Genomic DNA, 22543 nt, shown 5'->3' with positions numbered 1-22543 from the left:
TGTCATTTCTTCTTATTTTCAAAAATCCTGCATACATTACGGGTAATCTCGATAATACGTACCCATATGGAGTAAATGAAGGATTTTTAGGATTCCATTTTATGTGTGAGAGGAGTCTTGGCTCTTGGATATTCGTCGTAACCTGCCTTTGCTGATGACCATTTGTTTCTTAAGTCAGATGGGCGGATTCATGATCCTGCCCCTATTTCCTTTGTTTATTGAGGAATTCGGCCTGTCCGGCTGGATGATGGGGGTTATTTTTGCACTCTTTTATGTGGGGAAAGTAATTGGTGGCGTTCCAGCAGCGGCAATTTATAAGAAACTAGGTGGTAAAAAGGCTCTCATCCTGATGCTGATCCTGCTGGCTGTCTGTATGGGCGGCTTCGCGCTGTCTACTGCTGTGGTGTTATTCGGCCTGCTCCGACTTCTACAGGGGCTCGCTTCCACGGGCCTTACCGTGGTCGTACGTTCCATCATCGGAGATGAGGGTAATGTAGACAACCGCGGCCTGTACAATGGATATATCAGCAGTAGTGAGGGCGGCGGCATGGTGCTCGGTCCGGTCATAAGTGGCTGGCTCGCGCTGCACTGGCCATTGTCGGTGCCTTTTTTACTCGTTACCGTATGTTGTCTGATGGCCGTGGTCGCTGCGATGGGGATGAAGACAACGGCACAAGCTAGAGCTAATCATGAGTCTGGGGATACGCTAAGTGATCCTCTGATGGAAGAGCCTTCAGCTGGCGTAAAGCAAGAACCTCTGGACAACTTAACACATTCATTAATCTCCACGGATGAAGTTGTAGAACCCACCACAAATGACTCCCATCCTCATACTACTGTATCAACTGCGCCTCCTTTATCTTCATCACCTTCTGATGCAAAGTATACTCGAGATTTGTCTACAAGGCGCACACAGCGTCAACAGCTTCTCGGTTACGGCACAGTACATTTTCTGGAGATGAGCGCGTATGCGGTATTCCTCACCTATTTTGCACTGTATGCAGCTCACATCATGCATTGGGACCCGTTTGCAACCAGTCTCGCCTTCACCGTCTCAGGGATTTCTACGCTTGCCGCTGCTCCCTTTGTCGGTTATCTCTCTGACCGGATGGGCGATCGTCTGCTGCTCTGCATGCTTGGCATGTTCCTGATTGGAATCGAAGTTGTTGTATTTCTAAGCACGTCCTCTCATCTATGGGTCTACGTTGGCATGCTGATTGGCGGGGTTGGCGGTGCATGTTATATGGATTCGTTCTTTGCTCATATTGGTGATCACATCCCAGACGAGAGTCGAAGCTCTGTCATAGGCAAAATTGTCTCTGCTGCCGAGATCGGCTCCATCGTGTCTCCACTGGTTGCAGCGCTACTTATGGAAGTTGGCTCGCTGTACTCCGTGTTTGTGTTCAATCTGGTGCTGATTGCTGTTGCCATTGTAGTTCAGGCTGTGATGCGCAGTCGGTATCGATTGAAAGAGGGGTAGTTCTTCGTTTGATAAAAAAGGATCACAAAAAATAACCCGTCTGCACAATTTAGTGTGCAAACGGGCATTTCATTGGTGCATCTCCGGCCTGCGGCTGGGGATTCTCTACCTGTGCATTCTGCTGCTCACTGATTCGCAGTTCTGCGGCAGATTCCACGCCATCTTTCAGGGTATACGCCTGATCCTGACGGAAAAAGTTCGGCTTCACGATCTCATTACGATAGGAGCTGTGGAAAATATGTGTTGTCGCCGGGGATACTGGCGGAATCAGCCACACCCAATCTCCGTTCAGTTCACGCCCAGCCTTCTCTTCCCGCTGTTCAAATAAATCGAACTGCGTTGCCGCCGTGTGGTGATCCACAATGCTCACACCTGCTTTTTTGAACGAATGCAGCACAGCCACATTCAGCTCAACTAACGCACGATCCTTCCACAGCGTCGTTTCACTCGACGTATTCAATCCAAACGCTTCCGCCACCGCAGGCAGCTTGTTATACCGGAACGTATCCGCCAGATTACGGGCGCCGATCTCGGTACCCATATACCAACCATTGAATGGTGCTGCTGGATAAGATATACCGCCAATCTCCAGTCGCATATCAGCAATCATCGGCACACCGTACCAGCGCATGCCCAGCTCGGCAATTTCCGCTTGCTCCGGATGTTCAATAAGAACTTCCACAATCTCTTCTTCTGGCACAACATACCACTCTGGGGCTTGTCCTTGTGCCTGAATAATGAGCGGTAACACATCATAGGGGCTACCTGCCCCTTGCCAGCCAAGTGACATCGCCGCCTTGGTCAGCTCCACCGAAGCAGGATCTCCAATAATGCCTTGCTCTGTCTCATATCCCGCATAACGAATGAGTTGATGATTCCAGAGGCGTACCGGAGTTCCATTCGGCCCATCCGCTGGAAGGATGGTAATCATCGGGATTACTTTGCCACCGTTGGATGCCACATGGATATGATTCAACACAGCTTCCGCTGCCGTTCCTGCCGTATCAGCGTGACGGGCGTCCACGATCCGCAATTTATCCCAGAACAGCCGCCCGATGCAGCGGTTGCTGTTGCGCCATGCCATTTTACAACCCTGCTCCAATTCTTTTGTGGTATGCACATAGGTACCCGTCACTTCAATCTCGCCCATAACGGCAACAAGCCGGGCCTGCGCGTCTTCACGCGAATGGCCCAGCTCTTCATAACATGTATATATAAACCGTTCAGCTTCTTCCTGCAATTGTTCCAGGTCTGACCGCATCGTTCATTCCACCATTCTGTACATCTTGAATGCCACCATTATACGGCAAGCGCACCGGATTTGTAAGCGAACGGACACTTTGTTCACGGACTCTACATATCGTTGTCAGGATGAAGGGTAACTTTGCTTATTTGCCCAGAAATGCGGTTAACATCCATACCTCTTTATCCAGTGCAGCGGTGAATCCAATCAGCATATCTTCGGTTGCGTTATCTTCCGCTTCTCCTGCTTCGTGAATGCCTTGACGAATGACTTCCACCATCGTGTGCAGATCAGCAACCACCGACTCTACCATACGCTCAGCAGACAGCTGTCCTTGTGCCTCTTCAATCGGAGACAGACGTAGTTGTTCACCCATCGTAGCCACTGGACGTCCACCAATAGCAAGCAAACGTTCTGCAACTTCGTCCATATTTGCCGTAGCCAAGTTATACAGTTCTTCGAATTTGGCATGTAGTGTGAAGAAATGAGGCCCTTGGACATACCAGTGGAAGTTATGCAGTTTCGTGTACAATACGGACCAACCTGCGATCTGACGGTTCAGGACCTCTTGAAGTGCGGTGGCATTGTTAGCAAAAGTGTTGTTTCTAGTTTGGATTGTGCTCATGTAATTTATCCCCTCTCGAATATTAAAATAGAATTTGAATTTTATAATGGATTGCTTTGATTCGCTTCTTTTTTAATTTAGACTTAATCTAAATCTTGTTTTAATTATAACACCGCATATCCTGTTTGGGAAGGCTCTGAACTACTCTTTCAAATGAAGATTTCATGAAGCACAGCTTCATAGAAACATTGGCGCAGGCTAATAAAAAAAGATGATTTTAAGCAAACTCTCCCCAACCTATTGGAGTTATGATAGACTCATCTGATCGGATTATCCATAAATTAGTGAAATAGGATGATACCCATCATAAAGATAGTTACCATTATAGGAAGTTAACTTAGTCACTATTGCGGAGGTAAACATGAGGATATTTCAATTTAAACAAGAGTCAGGGAAAAAGATTACCAAATTCGATTCTAATTTCGTAATGTCACGTATAACGCAGACCAACAAAGCAGCTCATATTGGATGTATGCATTTAGCTGAGGGTGGGGTCATAGGTTATCATCAAGCTGTAGTTCCTCAACTCCTTTTAATAGTAAGTGGAGAGGGTTGGGTTAGAGGGGAAGCAAATGAATACATCAATGTTCGTTGTGGCGAAGCGGTTCTCTGGGATAAACATGAATGGCACGAAACCAAAACAGAAGCTGGACTCATGGCAATTGTAATTGAAAGCGAAGAGTTAGACACCTCATTAATGATGCCTTTATAGAAGGTATAATATAAAAAAGCAGACCTGCACCTAAGACGGTAACAAGACTGCTCCTTTAAACATAAATCTCCTTAAGCTTGAACACACTCAAAAGTCAGAATACGACTGATCTCTTCATAGCTTGATGCTACAAAATGAGGTTGATGATCGGACTCCGGCAGCGCCTCACGATGGTTGAACCAGATGACTGTCCAGCCTGCATCCACTGCACCTACCACATCATTACGCCACGAGTCTCCGATGTAATAGCTGGAACGGGCATCTGTCCCGGACTGCTTACTCACATATTCAAACAACCTGCGATCCGGCTTCGCATAACCAGTCGTTCCGGAGATGAAGACCAGATGCTTGTCCACGAGACTGAGCACATCCAGTGCTTCAAGCTTGCGGCGCTGATGCTCTCCTTCTCCATTGGTGATTAGACCAACGGTATGGCCTTCTGCCTGAAGCCTTCTGATCAGCTCATACGCTCCTTCAAAAGGTACAATCTCAAACTGTCTGCTCAGATACTGTGCTTGTAGTTCTTCAGCCTGTCCCGATTGTAGGGGGAGTCCGAACTCTTCCATCGTCAACTCAAACCTCCGACGGCGCATTCGCTCTACTGCATCCGCTTCTGGTACAGCGGACAGATCTTCTTGTGCAGACAGCCAGTCACTATAATAACGAAAACGATGATAGGCCTCAGCATAAGGGAACTCATCGGGCAGGCCGAGAACGTCCTGCAACGCGCCACGAAGTGGCTGCAAGTGATCATATAACGTATCATCTACGTCGAAAAATATCGTTTTAGCATTATTTATTTCATTCATAATGGTTGTCTATCCTCCTGCTTTTGCGTCCAAACACTCTTTTCTTACTACTATATATGTATTCCTATGCATCGTCCAAAAGGGATTTGTTGCGTGATCATCTCTACTCCAGAACAGTGCCCATAATAACGCTTAGACCAGAATTGATCGGACGGCTTTATATGTTAAAATAAGGATGATTAAATCTGAGGTGATGACGATGTTCAACCCAAAATTCTTCTTCTATTAGTTGTGCTCAAGGCACTGGCTACTCAAGCCAAAATCTAGCCCGGTACAACGGGGATGAAGATGTTCACACAGGAAGAGATTCAATCATGGGAAAATGAAACAGCTTTTGCACAGAGACACAACAAGAAGTTCATTGATCCAAGAAAAGGTAAGCTGAAAGATCACCGTAAAGGAATCAAGAGCACGCATTACAACAAAGAATGTAAACCCAATCGTAAACATGATTATCGTCTGTATAGAACCAAAATGAAGCGTCTCATGCACTATGAGCAATATGATCTTCTGTACAACTATAAACGTACAAGCGGTTGGCTTACCTGGTAGATCAAATATAGAAGAGTAGTTCCTTACATAACATTACTGCGCTACATCAAAATCAGTAGCCTTTTAAGTTAAGAAGGACTTCTTTTTTCAATCAATTACATACCGTTTCATTCGTTACTGACAGTTAGAATATATCGAGGAGGCCTTTATTCATGTGGAAAGAGCATCTTCATAGCATTTCGAAGGAGTATACGTTCAGTCCCCCTGCATCTGGTGATGACATTGCAAAGGTGGAAGACTCCTTACAGGTTACGCTCCCTCGTGAATTAAAAGAAATATTGCTCGAAACCAATGGAGTCAGAGCTATTTACGATTTGGGACTTATCTGGTCAGAAGATCGAATTAAGAATGAAAACAGACATTATCGGGATGACCACTCCCAAGATTACTACATGCCCTTTGATCACCTGCTCTTCTTCGGGGAAAGTGGGATTGGGGATTTATTTGCTTTTCCTGTGACAGGGGATGGAACGTGTAGAGATGACGTGTTTGTGTGGAATCATGAAAATGACAGCCGAAAATGGGTCGCACCTTCAGTGTCCAAATATTTGGAGTGGACTTTAGAAGGCAAAATAAAAATTTAGGTTACACGGACTAACGGACCCTAATCTACGATGAATAATTAGATAATTTTGTATTTCCATTTAATGAATATTATATTAATGAACACATTACAAATGAATAAAAGGTGGAATGAACTTATGAGTATATCAGAAAAGAAATGTCATGATTGCGGAGGAACATCTTTCGTAGAAGCATCGGATTACATCAACCTTCGTCCATTGGATAAGAAAATGACTCTCGGTGTGGAAAAAATGTACACGGTTTGTCTGGATTGCGGCGAAGTTGTTTCCATTAAAGTGAAGAACCCAGAGAAGTTGCTAAAATAATAATTCCAACAAGCACAGACAAAAACACCCTAGCTCACAATTGTGAAATAGGGTGTTTTTTCACGACATATGTGTCTTCAGTCTATACAATCAACGATACAACCTTACCTGCATTCACATCAATCAGGCCATAGTCCGTAATCTTCAGCGCGGGACTTACCGCAAGGGAGTGCGTGCTAATCGACATGATCGGATTGTAATGCACGTACCCAAGGGACAACATCGCTGCTCTCAGTTCCTTCACTTGATGGGATACCACTGCAAGTGGTTCTTCCGTCAAAATGCCACCTACGGGAAGTTCCAGATGGGACAGCACCTTACCATCTTCCACCACACAGAAACCACCTTGGCTCGAAATTACCGTGTTAGCTGCCAATATCATATCTTCACGATTACGTCCTACAACCAGCAGGTTGTGATTGTCATGTGAATATGTCGTTGCAATAGCACCGCGTTTGATGGTGTCTCCACCGATCAGACCATGTGCACGATTGCCGTTCACACCATAACGTTCAAAGGTCGCGATCTGCGCATATCCGCTTTCTTCCCAGCGTAATTCACCATCCGAGGACTGGATCGGTGCAATATGTTCTTCCACAAAAGTAGAACCATCCTTCACCATCATGACACGGCATTGGTGCTCACCTTCACCAGCGAGTTCAACACCTGATCCACTGACTTTTGGGTCTGACAACTGAATTGCAAAATCTGCTACGCCCAACTTCTCCAACTGTACACTCTTATAGAAGTGAGGTGGAAACTGCCCGGTTATGCGCTCCTGCTTATACGGTTCGTAATCGTCATAAGCTTTGCGGCCATTTTTGTACACCTGATCAATAGAGAGATCCTCCAGGTTAGATAACAACACATAATCGGCCACTTTGCCTGGGGCAATGCTCCCACGATCGGTCATTTTCATCCGGGAAGCAGGGGTTGATGTTGCTGCATAAATCGCGTCTTCCGGACGCATCCCCATCTGAATTGCCTTGCGTACGATATGATCCAGATGACCACGCTCCACCAGTGAATCCGGCATTACATCATCTGTTACGAAGCAGAAATGCTGCGCCACATCATGTTGAATCAGGTACTCCATGACTTCCGGGGTCATTGATTTCTCTTGAATTTCAATAAACATACCTGCCGCAATCCGCGCCTGTAATCCCTCAATGCTCTGATGAGTATGATCGGAATCGATACCTGCGTAGATCAGTCGATGCAGATCAAGTCCAAGCAGTTTCGGTGTGTGACCTTCGATCACCAGATCGGGATAGTTTTTGCGAATATGCTGTAAAATCTGGTTTGTCTTGCACTCCGGATCACGAATGACATCGACATAGTTCATGATCTCTCCCAGACAGATGATCTCGCCAGTGGCGAGCAACACGTCCATATCTTCAATCTCGATCGAACCGCCTGTTGTCTCCATCGGGGTTGCCGGAACGGAACTTGGGATCGCATAGAACATATCCACGGTGGTGTCCCGACTCACAGCCATCATCTCCTGCACACCCTCCAGCCCGAACACATTCGCCATCTCATGCGGTTCTGCGACAATAGACGTTACCCCGCAGCCAATCAGACCATGAGAAAAGGTTTCCGGTGTCACCATCGTACTTTCGATATGCAGATGGATATCGATCAAGCCAGGAATCATGTATCTTCCCCGCGCATCAATGACTTCGTCTGCCTGAATCAACTCAGGTCCACCGGGTCCAACATACAGGAATCTGCCGCCCAACACAGCGACGTTGTTCATTTCAAACCGTTTATAATAACTGTTATACACATGTACATTTACAATCAGTTGATCTGCACGCATGGGGCATAATCTCCTTCTTCACAAGCATTTCACCATGATGCGAACCGGACAATGAACCTGCACTTTAATCTGCTGTACTGCACATGACTGCGCACCACTGCCATCGTCCGGGAATCATCGCATGAATTGCCTTCTTTACTGCTCTTATTTCTTAATGCTACTCGCTACATTCACGACTACTCTACCAATACAAGCTTGTCCTGTGGGAAGATCAGGCTAACACGTTGCCCGCTAAGGTATGGTGTTTCCATCTCCTGATTTGCTGTAAAGTCACCGAGTTCCGTCTCGATCACATACTGATAACTACGTCCCAGATAGGTGCTAACTTTGATAATGCCCGGCAAGGCGTTCATCACATTCGCAGAGGTATCTCCACTAACGATCAGATCATCCGGACGAATTGCGCCTTTACGAGCACCGGGACGTGCTGTTCCGGGATGCGCAGTTGCTGTAAATGTGCGTCCACCTGCGCTCAGTGTGATTAATTCACCTGCATCACTGCGCTCCGCGAATTCAATGAAATTATGGAACCCGATGAATCGTGCTACAAACTCCGTTGCCGGATATTTGAAAATGGTTTCCGGGCGGTCGAGCTGCTCAACCACGCCTTTGTTCATAATCGCTACCTGATCCGAGATCGAGAAGCACTCTTCCTGGTCATGAGAGACATACAGCGTTGTGATGCCCAGCTCTTGCTGAATGCGGCGAATCTCCACCCGCATGTTGAGGCGCAGGTTGGCATCCAGGTTACTGAGCGGTTCGTCGAACAAGAGCAGGTCAGGTTCAATGACCAATGCACGAGCAATGGCTACACGCTGACGCTGTCCACCGGACAGTTCTTGTGGAAAACGTTTCTCAAATCCATTCAGGTTAACGACTTCCAGGATTCTCGTCACACGGGAAGAAATATCCTTGTCTTTCACCTTACGCATCCGCAGGCCAAAGGCCACGTTGTCATAGACAGATAGATGCGGGAATAACGCATAACTCTGAAATACAAATCCGAAGTTCCGCTTGTTCGCCGGAACCTTCGTATAATCCTTGCCGCCGAACATAAACTTGCCCTGTGATGCTTCCAGAAATCCGGCGATGAGGCGCAGCGTAGTTGTTTTGCCGCAACCGCTCGGTCCGAGCAGGGAGAGCAGTTTACCTTTTTCCAGCTCTAACTGAAAATCCTTCAGGATTGTCTGCTTATCGTATGCCACGGATACGTGGTCTAATGTCAGCAATGCCATAGCGTTCTGCGCCTCCAATTAACGTTTAGTAAAGTATGAAAATCCGCCCATGATCCGTTCGATCACGAACATTAATAGTCCGGTCAGTACCATCAACAGCACGGAAATCGCTGCAATCGTTGGGTCAAAATAATTCTCCACATACGTCAGCATCTGGATCGGTAATGTGCTTACCCCTGGTCCGGTCATGAACACCGAGATGTCCACGTTGTTGAAGGATTCCAAGAAGGCAATCAGCACGGCAGCGATAATTCCTGAGCGGATATTAGGCAGCACGATCGTGAAGAACGTTCTTATCCGTCCCGCACCAAGACTCAGCGCAGCTTCTTCCACTGCAAAGTCAAAGCTCGACAGACTCGACGCGATAACCCGAATGATAAATGGAAGCATGATAATCGTATGACCAATCAACAATCCGAGATACATCGGCAGATGGTAGATTACGATCAGGTATTTCATCAATGTAAAACCAAGCACGATTCCCGGGATCAGTACCGGGGACAGGAACAGTGCGTTCAGCACGGACTTGCCTTTGAAATCGTAACGACTAAGTGCATACGCAGCCGGAACTCCGAGCACCAGTGCCAACAAGTTTCCCAGTAAGGAAATGATGATGGACGTCTGGAATGTGCGGAGGAAACCGCCTGTGTTGAAAATATTCTCATACCAGCGGAAGGAGAACCCTTCCGGCGGAAATTTGAGTACCGTTCCCGGTTCAAACGAAGTGACCGATATGATCAGAAGCGGGCCCAGCAGAAAGATAAAGACCAGCAGACTGAACAGGCCCAGCCCGATATGTTTCTCCCGCATATGTCTACCCCTTCGGATTTAAAGTTTTGGCCATTTTGTTCATGACACCAACCACGACAAATGTAATCACAATCATAATCGCGGCAACAACCGAGGCCAGATACCAGTCGTTGAGGGTCATGGCGTTTTGATACAGGAACGTAGCAATTACACGTTGCTTGCCTCCAAGGAGGGCAGGTGTAGTATACGCCGTCAGGCTTCCGACAAAGACAAGCACGGCTCCGATCACAAGTCCTGGCACAGCCAGCGGGAACACGACCCGGCGGAATGCCGTAATGCGCGATGCACCCAGACTTTGTGCTGCTTTGAGCAGGTCACCGTCAATGTTCTCCAGCACGCCCACCAGAGAGATAATCATCAGTGGCAGGAACAGATGCGTCAGACCAATCATCATCGCTGCTGGTGTATACAGAATATCCAGCGGCTTGTCCACGATACCCAGACCAACAAGGGTGTTATTGATCAACCCTTTGCGTCCAAGAATGATCATCCAGCTAAACGAGCGCACGACCGGGCTCGTCAGCAGTGGGAAGATCGCCAGTGCCAGCAAAATACCTTTGCGGCGCGGCGCTTTCTGTGAAATATAATAAGCTGTCGGGAATCCGAGCACCACACAGACGATGGTGGTGACCACGCTGACTTGCAGCGTCGTAAGCAATATTTTCAAAAAGTATGGGTCTCTGAAAAAATGCATGTATCCTTCAAACGTGAAGGAGTTTTCTTGGAAAAACGTCGACCCGATCGTCAGGACAATCGGAATGATCATAAATGCCGCCAAAAACACGAATCCCGGCAGCAATAGCCAGTAGATTACTGATTTCTTCATCGCGATACTCCTGACTTGTAAAATGGTTTTATTCACACGTTTCACTGGCGCACATTTCAAAAATAAACGTCCATGTTTATCGCACCAGCCGTTCCGGTTACGAATCGTTCTTACGATCGCTGTTATTCTTTGATTTTCTTGATCTCCTTCTTAATAGAAGGAAAAAATCCAAGGATAGCGTATGCTTCCGAAGCAGCTTTCTTTCAGAAAGCTTTTAGGCGAACGCTTTGCTTCTACAGAATCGATTTCGTCCCCTACACTACCAGCGAAATAGGTGGGTTGATTTTAGACTGAACTCCAATGCCGTGAAGTTCATAACTACGCGTTTAACGCGTTGATAAACAGTTCAAGGAAGCTTTCTGCGTCTACGTTTTCGCAGACGAGGGTGTTGGGCTGCTCCCCCAAACGGTTTTGGAAGTCGCATACCATCTGGCCATCGCACAGGCGGCTGGCGGTTTCGACATCGACGTAATACGATTTGCGTCCTACCAGTTCAGGGGCAAGAACTACGCCCACGGCTAGTGGATCATGTAAAGCGCAAGCGCGGACGCCGTTCATTTGTTCGTAACGGTTGATGTAAATCTCCGTGCTTTGAGCAACGTACGCGCGCAGTGCAGGATCAGTGAGACGCTCAATCGTTGCTTCATTCAGCAATGTTTGACGCGTCACATCCAATCCGACTTGGGTAAGCTTCTCGATGCCTGCGTGCAGTACGATGCGTGCGGCCTCTGGATCAGCGTAGGTGTTGTACTCGGCGGTTGGTGTAATGTTGCCATGTCCACGAACTACGCCACCCATGAAGATGACTTCCTTCAATAAAGAAGGCAATTCAGGACACTTCATCAGCGCGAGTGCCAGGTTAGTTAAGGGTGCGGTCATGATCAGGGTCAGTTCGCCCGGATATTGCTTGGCTTGTTCCACGATAAAGTCTGGCGCAAAACCTTCCTCGGCTTTCTTAGACACGGCCGGATCAGGCAGCGCACCGCCCAATCCGTCCTGTCCATGTACCCGGTGTTCATAATGCGACTTGCGAGTGAGCGGCCCAGCTGCTCCGGCAATGACCGGAATTTCAGGTGCACCCGCGAGTTCAAGAATTTTGCACGTATTCTCTGTTGCCTGCTGGAGTGATACGTTCCCACAGACTGTGGTGATGCCGAGAATGTCCAACTTCCGACTTTTGACGGCCAGCAAAATCGCCAGTGCATCGTCAATCCCCGTGTCCACGTCCAGAATGATGCGATTTTGCGCTTCACTCATCCGTTCTCAACTCCTATGCGGTGATATGGTTGCTTGCTGCAAATGATAAGTTGAACTAAAGAATATTTACACTTACCACTCCGATGACAGAATAACCTTCCGATCGCTGTTATCCCCAGATTTTTTTGAATCCCTTCTTCAAGGGGAAAATCCGGGGATAGCGCGTGCTTCCGAAGCAGCTTTCTTTCAGAAAGCTTTTAGGCGAACGCTTCGCTTCTTCACGTTATTTCTGCCCTCTCCGTTCTCGTGTAAAAAGTTTAGTTAAACTATATAGGATCAAAGATAACTATTTAGTCGGTTACTTGTTTATTGTGCAATCTCACGGTTCCAGCGATCTGTCCAGCCTTTAACCTGTTGATTCACGAATTCCATATCCAGCTTGTTCAGCTTCTCAACAACTTCAGCGCCATATGTTACGCCTTCTGCTTCTTCAGCAGTCAGTTCAACCTTTGTGTTAACCGGGGAATCGACTTTGGCTTTAGCAGATTTTGCTTGTACATCCTGGCTAAGCTGCCAGTTGATGAACTCTTCAGCGAGCTCTTTGTTTTTGCTGCCCTTCACGACATTGATTGTGTTCATCACGGCATATGCACCTTCGCTAGGTGTAACAAACTTCGCATTAGGCACGGCTGCTTTCAGATCTTTGAAATACATTTCCATGATCGGTCCACCTGCAATCTCTTCTTGGGAGAACATGTTCACGAACTCGGACGTTTGGCTATAGAATTTCACCACATTGCCGCTCAATTTTTTCAGTTCAGCAAATGCCGCATCTTCATTAAACGTATCGTTTCCGGCTACACGGGAAGCTGCATCCACAACCATTGGGCCAGCTGTTGCCGTAATATTCGGGATAGTCAGGTTACCTTCGAACGCCGGGTCCCACAGGTCACTCCATGAAGTCACTTCTTTGGATACGAGGTCCGGGTTATAAGCGATACCGAGCTGTCCAACTGTGTAGGCCGGGCCATAATCTTCACCAAGTGGTGCTTTGGCAATATCATAAATGTCATTTACATTTGGAATTTTGGAGCGATCGATTTTCTCAAACAGACCTTCATCAATACCTTGTTGTGCATAGTAGTCAGACAGGTAGATGACATCGACATTCGATGTACCCTGACGGATTTTGTTCAGACGTTCAGCGTTATTGCCGACTTCGAGTACGATGTCTACATTATGTTCTTTTTCAAAAGGACCAAATACCGATTCATTGAAGAAATCTTCCGAGAATCCCCAAGTGGAGATAACCAATTTGGTAGCTGCTGTTCCCCCACTGCCTGATCCGCCTGTTGCATCCTCTGTGCTGCCACAACCTGCAAGTAATACTGATGTCATTGCCACTGCTGCCAAACCGCTAATCCACTTTTTCATCATGATCCTAATTCCCCCTGATATATGTGATGTGTATGAAAAAACAAAAAGAAAAGTGCTCTTGTATAAACAAGAACACTTTTCTTCGTAAACAAAGGAAAGCGACACCCGCTGCCGGTACATCATCGGTTTCTGCTTCAGAATCAATCCGAAGACAGACGCCATCATATGAAATTGTACGGAACCTGATCATGAATCCGGGCCATAACCTCCGTATACATCAACAAGAATCAATCCTGCCGATCCATCCTTAGGCCTGTTCCAGAATCACATTCGTGATCGCCCACTGAGTGGACGCATCATAATCCCGCAATATAGCTTCAATTGGCAAACCCATGTGTTGCTCGAGCTTCTCCCGGAATTTCTTCTTATATAAGACAGACATGCGGAAGTCCACTTCCAGCTTTAAGCCGGGGGCCTCCCCTTCCAGGGCGTCAGAGCGCGGTGAACGTCGGTGCTTCGCGTAGAAGGTCACAATATTCTGGTCAATGGTCACTCTCAGGAGAGTGGTGCCAAATCCGAACAGTTCCTTCGAAATTTCGTTATAATACTGGCACATCTTCTTCTTGCTCTCATTGCTGTCCAGTAGTTCCATGAACTCACCCACATCTCTTACTACCGTACATTCGACGTGTTAACACGATTGATTATACATAAATATACGATCGTAGGCAACCCAAAAGATATAGTTAACATGAGAATAACACATAAAAGCGAACGATGAGACATTAACGGTCAAAAACAATTCGTCTTATACCACAGTGAATTTACATTAATATGCCTGCATGTCATTCCTATACTATTGTTACTTCTAAGCTCCGTTTTCATACACAGGATTCGATTCATTGTTTCAAATTTTTCTCTATGGGTATTAATTCCTGCGAAACATAGACAAACTTCGTCATCAACCGTTAAAATGAGACACAATGTTGACATGTTTTTATTTTCTAGAAATTGGAGGCTTATACCATGAAATGTCCAGTATGTAATCACGAAAATGGAGATGCCCATTTTTGCGAGAGGTGCGGCTCTAATCTAACGCAAACAACCTCATCACCAACTCCTGTACCGAACTCGAAATCTGCTGCTTCCGAACCCGAATATACCCGTTGGTCCAGCACGCAGGCTACCTCTTCCCAGGCATCCGTTCCATCCAACACACCATCCGTCTCCATTCACAAGGAACAGGCGAGAGAATCAACAGGTACCAATGACCATGCTTCTGCAGGAGACAATAGCTCCAATCAGTGGAATAATATTGTGCAGAATGAGAAGGTTCAGCAAGCCAAAGAAGTAAGCAAACAGTATCTATCCTATTTCCTCAGTGTATTGGCCCGTCCTTATCAGACGATGAAAACCGTTGGTGACCAGCATTCCCTAAACGGATGGCTAACGATGGCGCTAATTGCAGTTCTATCTTCTACATACTTCTTAATTACCTTTAGTCGCATAGGCATGGACGGCTTGTTCATTGGTGGATTTTTAAGACCGCTGTTGTTCACCGTCATTATCCTGATTGCCTCTATTGCACTGATGTACGCTATTCTAAAGATTGAAAAAATAACCTTCCGTCCCAAAACACTGGTTGCCCAGTTTGGTACATTGCTTGTTCCTGCTGTCGTATCCCTTGTTCTGGCGAATCTGTTTATTATCATCTCATATTCCATCGCGATTTCATTGCTTGCTGTCTCGTATATCATTATCTTTGTTGCTCTGAACTCGGTGCTGTTCCAGTATCCACTGAATCGTACCCAAGCAGCCATCGACAGCATGTACAGCGTGCTGATCGCCAATGTGGTCGTATTCTTTATTCTGTATCGATTGTTGGGTGAGATTATCATTGGACTGATTGGCATGATGCTTTCGCCTTTTGGACGTCTGTAAACTATATCAGTTGGAATAAAGCTGTTTACACTCGTTACTTCGATGACAGAACAACCTTCCGATCGCTGTTATCTCCAGATTTTTTTATTCACTTTTACAAAGGTGAAAATCTGGAGATAAAGGCGAACGCTTCCGCTTCTTCAGGTTCTTTCTGTCCTCTACGTTTCGTGTAAATGGTTATTTCAATAAATATAAATCTTACTGACTCTTTGGATTTATATTAAGGCCTTCCTTGCTCATGCCGGGAAGGCCTTTTTTAGGTTTTCTATGGCAGCGTTGCGCCGAGCATGTATCATACACTATAATGTGTAGTGCAACATGTATGTTCTTATTTACGTAACAAACACGGAACTAGCAACTCCCGTTACGTAATGAGTGGATTCACCACTGCCACCAACACTACATTGTGTAGTGTATTAATCACTCATTTTACAAAGAAAGCAGGGGAACTCTCTATGGACATGACTCATATGAATCATATGCAAATGGAGCACGAGGCAGGTACATCCTACCTGTGGCTCATCGTAGGTGTAATTGTATTGCTGTTCTCCATCGCCGCCTATATCTGGGCATCACGCACACAGGGCAAAATCTTGGGCCACATGAAAAAGAAAGAGCGGGCGGACATCCAGAAAAAAAGTCGATCCCTTCGGCTGGCTGCACATGTAATGATGGCAGTGTCGATCGTTACGTTTGGCCTGTTCTTCATGCAAGGGGCAGGTAAAACATATAATGTAGCCGATCTGGAGTCCAACGCGACAATCGACGTGACTGACGATAAATATTATGGGGCAGACCATACGGAGGACCCCATTCAGTATGAGATGACAATTCCAACATCGGGACCACATAATCCACATGATATCAAGTTTGGATTTTACACCGACTTCCCAGGCTATAATTATCTGGTACACAATCTGGAGCACGGGGACATCATCATCTATTATCGTGAGAACGCAAGCGAGGATTTGAAGGAACATCTGGAATACCTCGCCAAATTCCGCGAAGCCGGAGCAGGTATTCTGGCTGTACCCAACAAGGATATTCCCGAAGGCAGTGAAGTCGTGGTGACCGCATGGACCAAAACGATGAAGCTCGACCAATTCGAAGATGCCAAAGTAGGTACTTTTATCAATAAATATATTAATCAGGGACCTGAAAAGATTCCTGCCTCTGTTCGCCAGGGCGGCGGAACGATGTAATGACGTAATCGCCCAGTCATGTGAAGCCCCTCTATGTAGTGACAATGAGATGTGTTCCAATGATGAGCATGGTCAATATAGGATTGAAACAAAACCAGCTCCCGGATCAAATTGACTCGGGAGCTAATTCTTTATGGACCGGATGCCGATATTTCAAGTAGAAAACTGTATATTTGATATACAATACATACGAACCAAAGAAGAACGACAAACACCAAGTAAAGAGACAAAGAGACGATTGATTCAACAGATCAAGGGGGAACACTTTTACCAATGAACAGTTTGTTTATGAGGATCTTTTTATTTTTTTCCTGTCTGATGCTAGCCGCGGGTGCGGTTCTTGGCATTACCATGTACCGTTCATCGGCCCAACTGGTCGAGCAATCCATGGGGATGCAGGCACAGGCTGTGGGTGAACGGGCAGCTGCATTAATTGACACCTCTCTGTATGCACCACTCAGTACCGGACAGGCCGAGACTGCGTATTACGGCACATTGCGTGAGCAGCTCAGTCAGCTGCGCGAGGCCAATGGACTCAAGTATCTGTACACCCTTGGTACACGCGAAGAAAATGGAACAAATACATATTTCTACGTTGTGGATGGGGCTGCTGCCGATGTGGCAGAGGATGACTTCTCCCCTTACGGTTCCGCAGAAGAGACCCATTATGAAGGAATGCTGCAAGCTTTTGAACAGAATGAGCCTATTCGGGGCGAACTCACACAGGATGAATATGGCGCTACCATTACAGCATATGTGCCGATCCATGGGGCTGACGGGAAAGTACTAGGATTGGTCGGTGCGGATCTGGACTCTACTGCAGTCTATGAACTGATGTCCCGCAACCGTATGACCATGATCTGGACAGCCTTGGCTATTGTTCTGCTGAGTGTCTTGCTGGTGTATGGATTCGCCCATTACTTGACCCGACCATTGGTGAAGTTGAAGAAGTTAATTACCCAGGTAGGAAAAGGCGATCTGACCGTCAACGTTGAACTTAGTCGCAAGGACGAGGTGGGACAGCTCGCTTCCGAGTTCAAACATCTGGTTACAGGTACCCGTGATGTCATGACTGGCATCCGTCAAAGCTCCGATTCTCTGCTACAAGCTGCAGAAGGAGTATCCAAACATTCGCAGGCAACTGCCGAAGCTAGCCAGCGTATTGCCGAGCATACGAATCATACGGCCAATGGAGCTACTGAACAGGTGGCTCGTGCGGGCGAAGTTACGGTAGCCATGGAAGAGATTACACGCAGCATGCAGCATATTGCGAATTCTTCCTCCATGGTTGCGGATGTCTCACAGGAAACGACCAATAACGCGGTGCAAGGTCAGGCCAACATCAACACGGCGATGGACAGTATGGACAAAATTCATCAAGCGAATGTGCAGATGGTGGCCTCCACCTCTCAGCTGGAGCAGTACTCAGGTAAAATTGAGTCGGTGGCACATCTGATGAAAGGCATCGCTTCACAGACCAATCTGCTCGCACTTAATGCAAGTATTGAAGCGGCTCGTGCAGGAGAGTATGGCAGCGGGTTTGCGGTGGTTGCCTCAGAGGTTCGCAAGCTTGCGGGGGAATCAGAGCAATCGTCCCAGCATGTAACCGAACTGATCGCCGAGATGACACGCCAGACTGCCCTGTTGTCAGAACATATGTCTGCCAGCACATCAGCAGTCCAATCCGGTCTCGCTGTTGTTCAGGAGGCAGGCCGTTCATTCACATCCATTCATACCGGGATTGAGACGATGAATGAACGTCTGCACGAAGTATCCGCAGCATCCGAGCAGCTGTCTGCCAGTGCAGAAGAAGTATCCGCTTCCGTGGAGGATATGGAACATATCTCACGCGAATCCTCTTCGAGCATCCAGAAGGTGTCGCACGCTACCGGAAGCCAGCTGCAATCCATGGATGAGATGAGTGCATCCGCCGAATCGCTGAGGGTATTGTCCAGTGAGTTAAACGGATTGATTGGTCGATTTAAAATATAGCGGGCAGCTAGATTACTATATAGTTGGACTAAAGAATATTCACACTTGCCACTTCGATGACAGAACAACCTTCCGATCGCTGTTATCAATCTATATAAATCAGCCCAAAACAAAAAGCCGCACGGCAGGACGGGATCATGGGGTTCAACCCCATATCCAGACCACTGCCTGCGGCTTTATTTTTTGTTGTCCTTTAATGTTGGCAAGCCTTACAGCTGCCTGAATTAATAGCGCTGCGGAGCAGCTTTTTTACCCAAATCCGTCATGTACGTAAAGAACGCTTCCGGATCGGTATCATACACCAGTTGTACTGGACGTCCGTCTGCTTGCTCCACCGTGCGGCCTTGGCTAGGACCATCCGGGATGACAATACAGTTTACGGTTTTTTTCTTCACGATGTCCTCGCGTCCAACGGAAGCCGTTGTCAGCACATCCCACAGATAGTATGTGGAATTTGTCTCACTGTACACCAGTGGCGGACAACCTGCGTAACAGTTACCCAAGAAGTCAACGCCTTCGAAGCGACGCTCTGCTGCCCAGCGGTTACGAACAGCTGGAGTCAGAGGTACTTTATTGGTGCTTTCCAGTGCAACCAGATCGATCTGGATGCCACTTTGCCATACACGGTAAGCCGCTTCCGGATCCCAGAATACGTTCCACTCAGCTGTGCCGTCATGCTCAGGCTCTTCTACGTTACCACGCTCGAATGTACCGCCCATCCATACCAGCTTGTCGATTTTCTCTTCAATGTCTGGTGCTTCGTCCAGTGCACGCGCAAGGTCAGTCAGTGGGCCTGTGAACAGGAGCAACGTTTTGCCTTCGGTATTGCGCACTTTCTCGATCAGATGCTGGTGTGCCGGAACAGCAGAGAGTGGAGCTTCCATTTTGCCGGATTCATTCAGTACTGGAAGTGCATCTACATAGAAGGAATGCAGTCTCCACGCCGCAGGAAATGGATTTTTCCCTCTGGAGTTGGATTTGGATACCTCTACAGAATATGTACCGAAACGATCGATAATTTTACGGCTGGCATCTGTTGCTGGCTCCAGATATCCGTCTGCCGGAATAACCGATACGCCGGTTACATGTACATTGTCCATTTGCAGAAGCATGAACAGCGATACGAGGTCATCCACGCCGCCGTCATGGTTAAAATACACATTAAGTTGGTTCGTCATGCTTGCTTTCATCCTTCCCCTGGTTGTCCCATTGATGTTGATCATCCGTCTGCCCAAGGCCGACGCTCTCTCTATTATGTCCCATAACCCTTGGTTACGTAAACCTTCCCCATGCAAAGAAAACAAGGATCACGCCTCATCCTGCGGATATTTTACAGTTCCACCATTCCATCTCAGGAGGACAACTGGTAGAGGTCATCATCGTTCGGAAAATAAAGAAATGGACAGCAGGCTTGAAGCCCCGCCGTCCATCTCACCCATTCCATGCATTACATGGAATGGTTCTGTTTCTCTTCATTCTTCTCTGCAATCGGCACATACTTGCCTGGCCAGAAGGCCCATTTGCCCAGCAATGCGGTGGTCGCCGGTACCATGAACGGGCGAACCAGGAAGGTATCCAGCATCACACCAACGGCTGTGATTATACCAAACTGCACCAACACCTGAATTGGCAATGTAGCAAGTACCGCAAACGTTCCTGCCAAGATTAGACCTGCAGATGTAATAACAGAGCTTGTCTCGCCAACACCTTCTCTAATCGCTTGACGAAGCGGCATCGTTTTGCGTTTCTGCCAGATGCTAGAGATCATGAAGATGTTGTAGTCTTCACCCAGTGCCACGAGGAATACAAAGGAATACAGCGGAATCGCTCCCTGAATGGCATCTGCGCCAAGTCCGTAGTGAATGATGATCCAACCCAGACCCAGTGCAGAGAAATACGACAGAACAACCGTTGCAATCAGATACGCCGTAGCTACAACTGAACGCAAGTATAATAGCAATAACAATGTAATCATGCCGATGACCACCGGAATAATGATCTTGGCATCCCGTTCTCCGGTTACTTCAATGTCATACTGTTCAGCCGTCTGACCATCGATCCATACCTGACTGTCCACATTAGCTACACCAGCATCTTGAAGCGCCTGTTCCGCAGTAGCCCGCAGATCTGGAATATGCTGCATTGCCTCCATGGAATATGGATTCAGATTAAATTCCACATCAAAGGCGGTAATGTTGGCATTCTCGGCACCCTGCTGAGCATCGCCTACTTTACTAATGTAATCCAGCGATTCGAGCCGCTGCTTCAGATCAGTTTCTTTGCCTTCGGCATCAACGATCACTTTGACTGGAGCCAGCTCACCTTGGGAGAATTGTTCGCCGATGACGGTGAAGCCTTCGCGGGAAGGCACATCCTCTGGGAATGAAGACAACAGATCATACGTGAATTTAACCTGAGTAGAAAATGCCGCCAGTCCTCCCAGCAATACCAACGTAATTGCAAGAACGGTCCATGGCTTCGTTACTACAACACGGCCAATCCAGCTTTCCTTCACTTTGCGCGGGGCAGGAGCCGGTTTTCCTTTCTTCTTCGCACGTTCCACTTCCATCTCATGTGTACGTGGTACGAACGGATAGAATGAACCCCGACCGAAGATCGCGAGGAGCGCCGGAACCAGTGTCAGACTTGCAATAAACATGATAAAGATGGACAGACTGAATGGTACGGCAAAGCGATGATATGCACCGTATTCAGCCAGCAACAGTACCAGTAGTGCTGCAACGACCGTGAATCCACTCATGGCAATGGCGCCAGATGATCCGGTAATTGCCTGGAAAATGGCTTTCTTTTTGTCCGGCTCATGATAGAGAATCTGGCGGTATCTGGAGATCATGAACAGGCAGTAATCCGTTCCTGCTCCAAATAACAACACGGTCATGATCGAAATGGACTGTGCATCCACCGTAATCCAGCCCTGATCCGCCATAAATCCGAGAATGGGGCTTGTCACCATATACGCGAATCCAACGGCAATGATCGGGATAATCGCCAATACCGGCGAGCGGTAGATCAACAGCAACAGTACTAATACCAGTACAACCGTAGCGATCAGCAAGGATACATCGGCGGAAGAGAATAGCCCGCTCGCATCAATGGATATCCCTACTGGCCCTGTCACACGGGCAATCAGTGTATTGGTATCATCTATAGCTACATCGAACGGATTTGCCCCGAAGATGTCTTGTGTTTTTTGCTCAAGTGCTTCAATAGCTTCCTTCAATTGTTCTGAATCGGCACCTTCATTGAAGAAAAGTGGCATAACCAAAGTACTTCCGTCTTCCGAAAGCTGGCCTTTCAATGCCTGTGGTGTCAATTGATAGAGTGGCACAACGGACTGTTGTTGTTCTACCGGATCTTGATCCAGTCGCTCCGTTAATGCCTGAATGTTCTCAATCTGCTCATCCGTCAGACCGCCGGCTTGACGCCATACGATCAGCGCGGGCAATCCTTCACCACCAGGGAATTCCTTCTCGGCAAGTGCAGCTGCCTGAACCGATGGTTTAGATTCACTCAGATCCTGTGCGTTATTGGTTTCACGATCACCTACAGCAGGCCATACCATGCCAAGCACAACGGCGATAATGATCCATATCAACAGCGTAATCCATTTGCTTCGTTTGCCGGCAACCCAGCGGCCGTAACCCGAACCTTCCTGCATTGTCTCTTCATCTCCCTATTCTGTTTCTATGAAGCCCTAATATATATGATGGTGTAGTAATGAACCACGGGTCATAGTATAATCGAGTTAATTATATATACCGGAAGGTTAATTTTGCAATGCCTAATTTTGTGAACACTTCTAACAAGCA

At 47.2% G+C, this 22543-nt stretch carries 20 protein-coding genes; 8 read left to right on the top strand and 12 right to left on the bottom strand.

What is annotated here, in order from left to right; translation table 11 throughout:
* The first annotated feature begins 124 nt into the window (after positions 1-124).
* The gene (locus CXK86_RS06070; RefSeq protein WP_076253698.1) at positions 125-1480 is read left to right on the top strand and encodes an MFS transporter; all 1356 of its coding nucleotides are present in this window, start codon (positions 125-127) and stop codon (positions 1478-1480) included.
* Between the two features lie 49 nt (positions 1481-1529).
* Here CXK86_RS06070 and CXK86_RS06065 read toward each other — a convergent pair whose 3' ends face one another.
* Together CXK86_RS06065 and CXK86_RS06060 are read right to left on the bottom strand one after the other, a co-directional pair.
* Positions 1530-2741, bottom strand: a complete 1212-nt coding sequence (locus tag CXK86_RS06065; protein WP_076253699.1) for a nitric oxide synthase oxygenase — start codon at positions 2739-2741, stop codon at positions 1530-1532.
* Positions 2742-2868: 127 nt separating this feature from the next.
* Positions 2869-3348, bottom strand: a complete 480-nt coding sequence (locus CXK86_RS06060) for a Dps family protein (protein ID WP_179087942.1) — start codon at positions 3346-3348, stop codon at positions 2869-2871.
* 361 nt (positions 3349-3709) lie between these two features.
* Here CXK86_RS06060 and CXK86_RS06055 point away from each other — a divergent pair, with 361 nt between their 5' ends.
* Positions 3710-4060, top strand: a complete 351-nt coding sequence (locus CXK86_RS06055; RefSeq protein WP_076253700.1) for a cupin — start codon at positions 3710-3712, stop codon at positions 4058-4060.
* A 71-nt stretch (positions 4061-4131) separates the two neighbouring features.
* On the opposite strand, the gene CXK86_RS06050 is transcribed toward CXK86_RS06055, so the two are convergent.
* Positions 4132-4869 (bottom strand): HAD family hydrolase, encoded by a 738-nt coding sequence (locus CXK86_RS06050; RefSeq protein ID WP_076253701.1) that lies wholly within the window; start codon positions 4867-4869, stop codon positions 4132-4134.
* A 288-nt stretch (positions 4870-5157) separates the two neighbouring features.
* Between CXK86_RS06050 and CXK86_RS06045 the strand changes: the two genes are divergently transcribed.
* The 3 genes from CXK86_RS06045 to CXK86_RS06035 all read left to right on the top strand — a co-directional run bounded on the left by CXK86_RS06045 (position 5158) and on the right by CXK86_RS06035 (position 6311).
* Positions 5158-5421, top strand: coding sequence for a hypothetical protein (locus CXK86_RS06045; RefSeq protein ID WP_076253702.1), 264 nt, complete (start codon positions 5158-5160; stop codon positions 5419-5421).
* 152 nt (positions 5422-5573) lie between these two features.
* Positions 5574-6005 (top strand): SMI1/KNR4 family protein, encoded by a 432-nt coding sequence (locus CXK86_RS06040; protein ID WP_036612858.1) that lies wholly within the window; start codon positions 5574-5576, stop codon positions 6003-6005.
* A gap of 117 nt (positions 6006-6122) precedes the next feature.
* Complete coding sequence (locus tag CXK86_RS06035; RefSeq protein WP_036612861.1) at positions 6123-6311, top strand: hypothetical protein; 189 nt, start codon at positions 6123-6125, stop codon at positions 6309-6311.
* Positions 6312-6393: 82 nt separating this feature from the next.
* Here the strand turns inward: CXK86_RS06035 and CXK86_RS06030 are convergent, their stop codons facing one another.
* The 7 genes from CXK86_RS06030 to CXK86_RS06000 form a co-directional block, all read right to left on the bottom strand.
* On the bottom strand, positions 6394-8133 hold the full coding sequence (locus CXK86_RS06030) for an adenine deaminase (protein WP_076253703.1): 1740 nt from the start codon (positions 8131-8133) through the stop codon (positions 6394-6396).
* Positions 8134-8309: 176 nt separating this feature from the next.
* Positions 8310-9368 carry an ABC transporter ATP-binding protein gene (locus CXK86_RS06025; protein ID WP_076253704.1) on the bottom strand — a complete coding sequence of 353 codons (1059 nt, stop codon included), beginning with the start codon at positions 9366-9368 and terminating at the stop codon, positions 8310-8312.
* Positions 9369-9386: 18 nt separating this feature from the next.
* Positions 9387-10178, bottom strand: coding sequence for an ABC transporter permease (locus CXK86_RS06020; RefSeq protein WP_076253705.1), 792 nt, complete (start codon positions 10176-10178; stop codon positions 9387-9389).
* Positions 10179-10182: 4 nt separating this feature from the next.
* Positions 10183-11004, bottom strand: coding sequence for an ABC transporter permease (locus tag CXK86_RS06015; RefSeq protein ID WP_036612869.1), 822 nt, complete (start codon positions 11002-11004; stop codon positions 10183-10185).
* Between the two features lie 318 nt (positions 11005-11322).
* Positions 11323-12261, bottom strand: a complete 939-nt coding sequence (locus CXK86_RS06010) for a nucleoside hydrolase (protein ID WP_076253706.1) — start codon at positions 12259-12261, stop codon at positions 11323-11325.
* Between the two features lie 306 nt (positions 12262-12567).
* On the bottom strand, positions 12568-13635 hold the full coding sequence (locus CXK86_RS06005) for an ABC transporter substrate-binding protein (protein ID WP_101313574.1): 1068 nt from the start codon (positions 13633-13635) through the stop codon (positions 12568-12570).
* 250 nt (positions 13636-13885) lie between these two features.
* On the bottom strand, positions 13886-14230 hold the full coding sequence (locus tag CXK86_RS06000) for a Na-translocating system protein MpsC family protein (protein ID WP_017691786.1): 345 nt from the start codon (positions 14228-14230) through the stop codon (positions 13886-13888).
* A gap of 374 nt (positions 14231-14604) precedes the next feature.
* On the opposite strand from CXK86_RS06000, the gene CXK86_RS05995 reads away from it, so the two are divergent.
* The 3 genes from CXK86_RS05995 to CXK86_RS05985 all read left to right on the top strand — a co-directional run bounded on the left by CXK86_RS05995 (position 14605) and on the right by CXK86_RS05985 (position 18713).
* Positions 14605-15519, top strand: a complete 915-nt coding sequence (locus CXK86_RS05995; protein WP_076253708.1) for a hypothetical protein — start codon at positions 14605-14607, stop codon at positions 15517-15519.
* Positions 15520-15974: 455 nt separating this feature from the next.
* Entirely contained in the window at positions 15975-16721 is a 747-nt protein-coding gene (locus CXK86_RS05990; RefSeq protein ID WP_180361728.1) for a DUF3105 domain-containing protein, read from the top strand.
* Positions 16722-16994: 273 nt separating this feature from the next.
* Positions 16995-18713: a methyl-accepting chemotaxis protein gene (locus CXK86_RS05985; protein ID WP_101313525.1), complete on the top strand. Its 1719-nt coding sequence runs from the start codon at positions 16995-16997 to the stop codon at positions 18711-18713.
* 224 nt (positions 18714-18937) lie between these two features.
* Here the strand turns inward: CXK86_RS05985 and CXK86_RS05980 are convergent, their stop codons facing one another.
* The gene (locus CXK86_RS05980; RefSeq protein WP_017691781.1) at positions 18938-19891 is read right to left on the bottom strand and encodes a nucleoside hydrolase; all 954 of its coding nucleotides are present in this window, start codon (positions 19889-19891) and stop codon (positions 18938-18940) included.
* A gap of 269 nt (positions 19892-20160) precedes the next feature.
* A complete protein-coding gene (locus CXK86_RS05975; protein WP_101313524.1) occupies positions 20161-22392 on the bottom strand; it encodes an MMPL family transporter in 2232 nt (743 codons plus the stop codon).
* Positions 22393-22543: the final 151 nt, after the last annotated feature.

Origin of the sequence: Paenibacillus sp. BGI2013 (assembly GCF_002843485.1) — a bacterium.
In the GTDB taxonomy this organism is placed as follows: Bacteria; Bacillota; Bacilli; order Paenibacillales; family Paenibacillaceae; genus Paenibacillus; species Paenibacillus amylolyticus.
The sequence above is the reverse complement of the archived record's forward strand: the minus strand, read 5'-3'. Positions and strand labels throughout refer to the sequence as shown.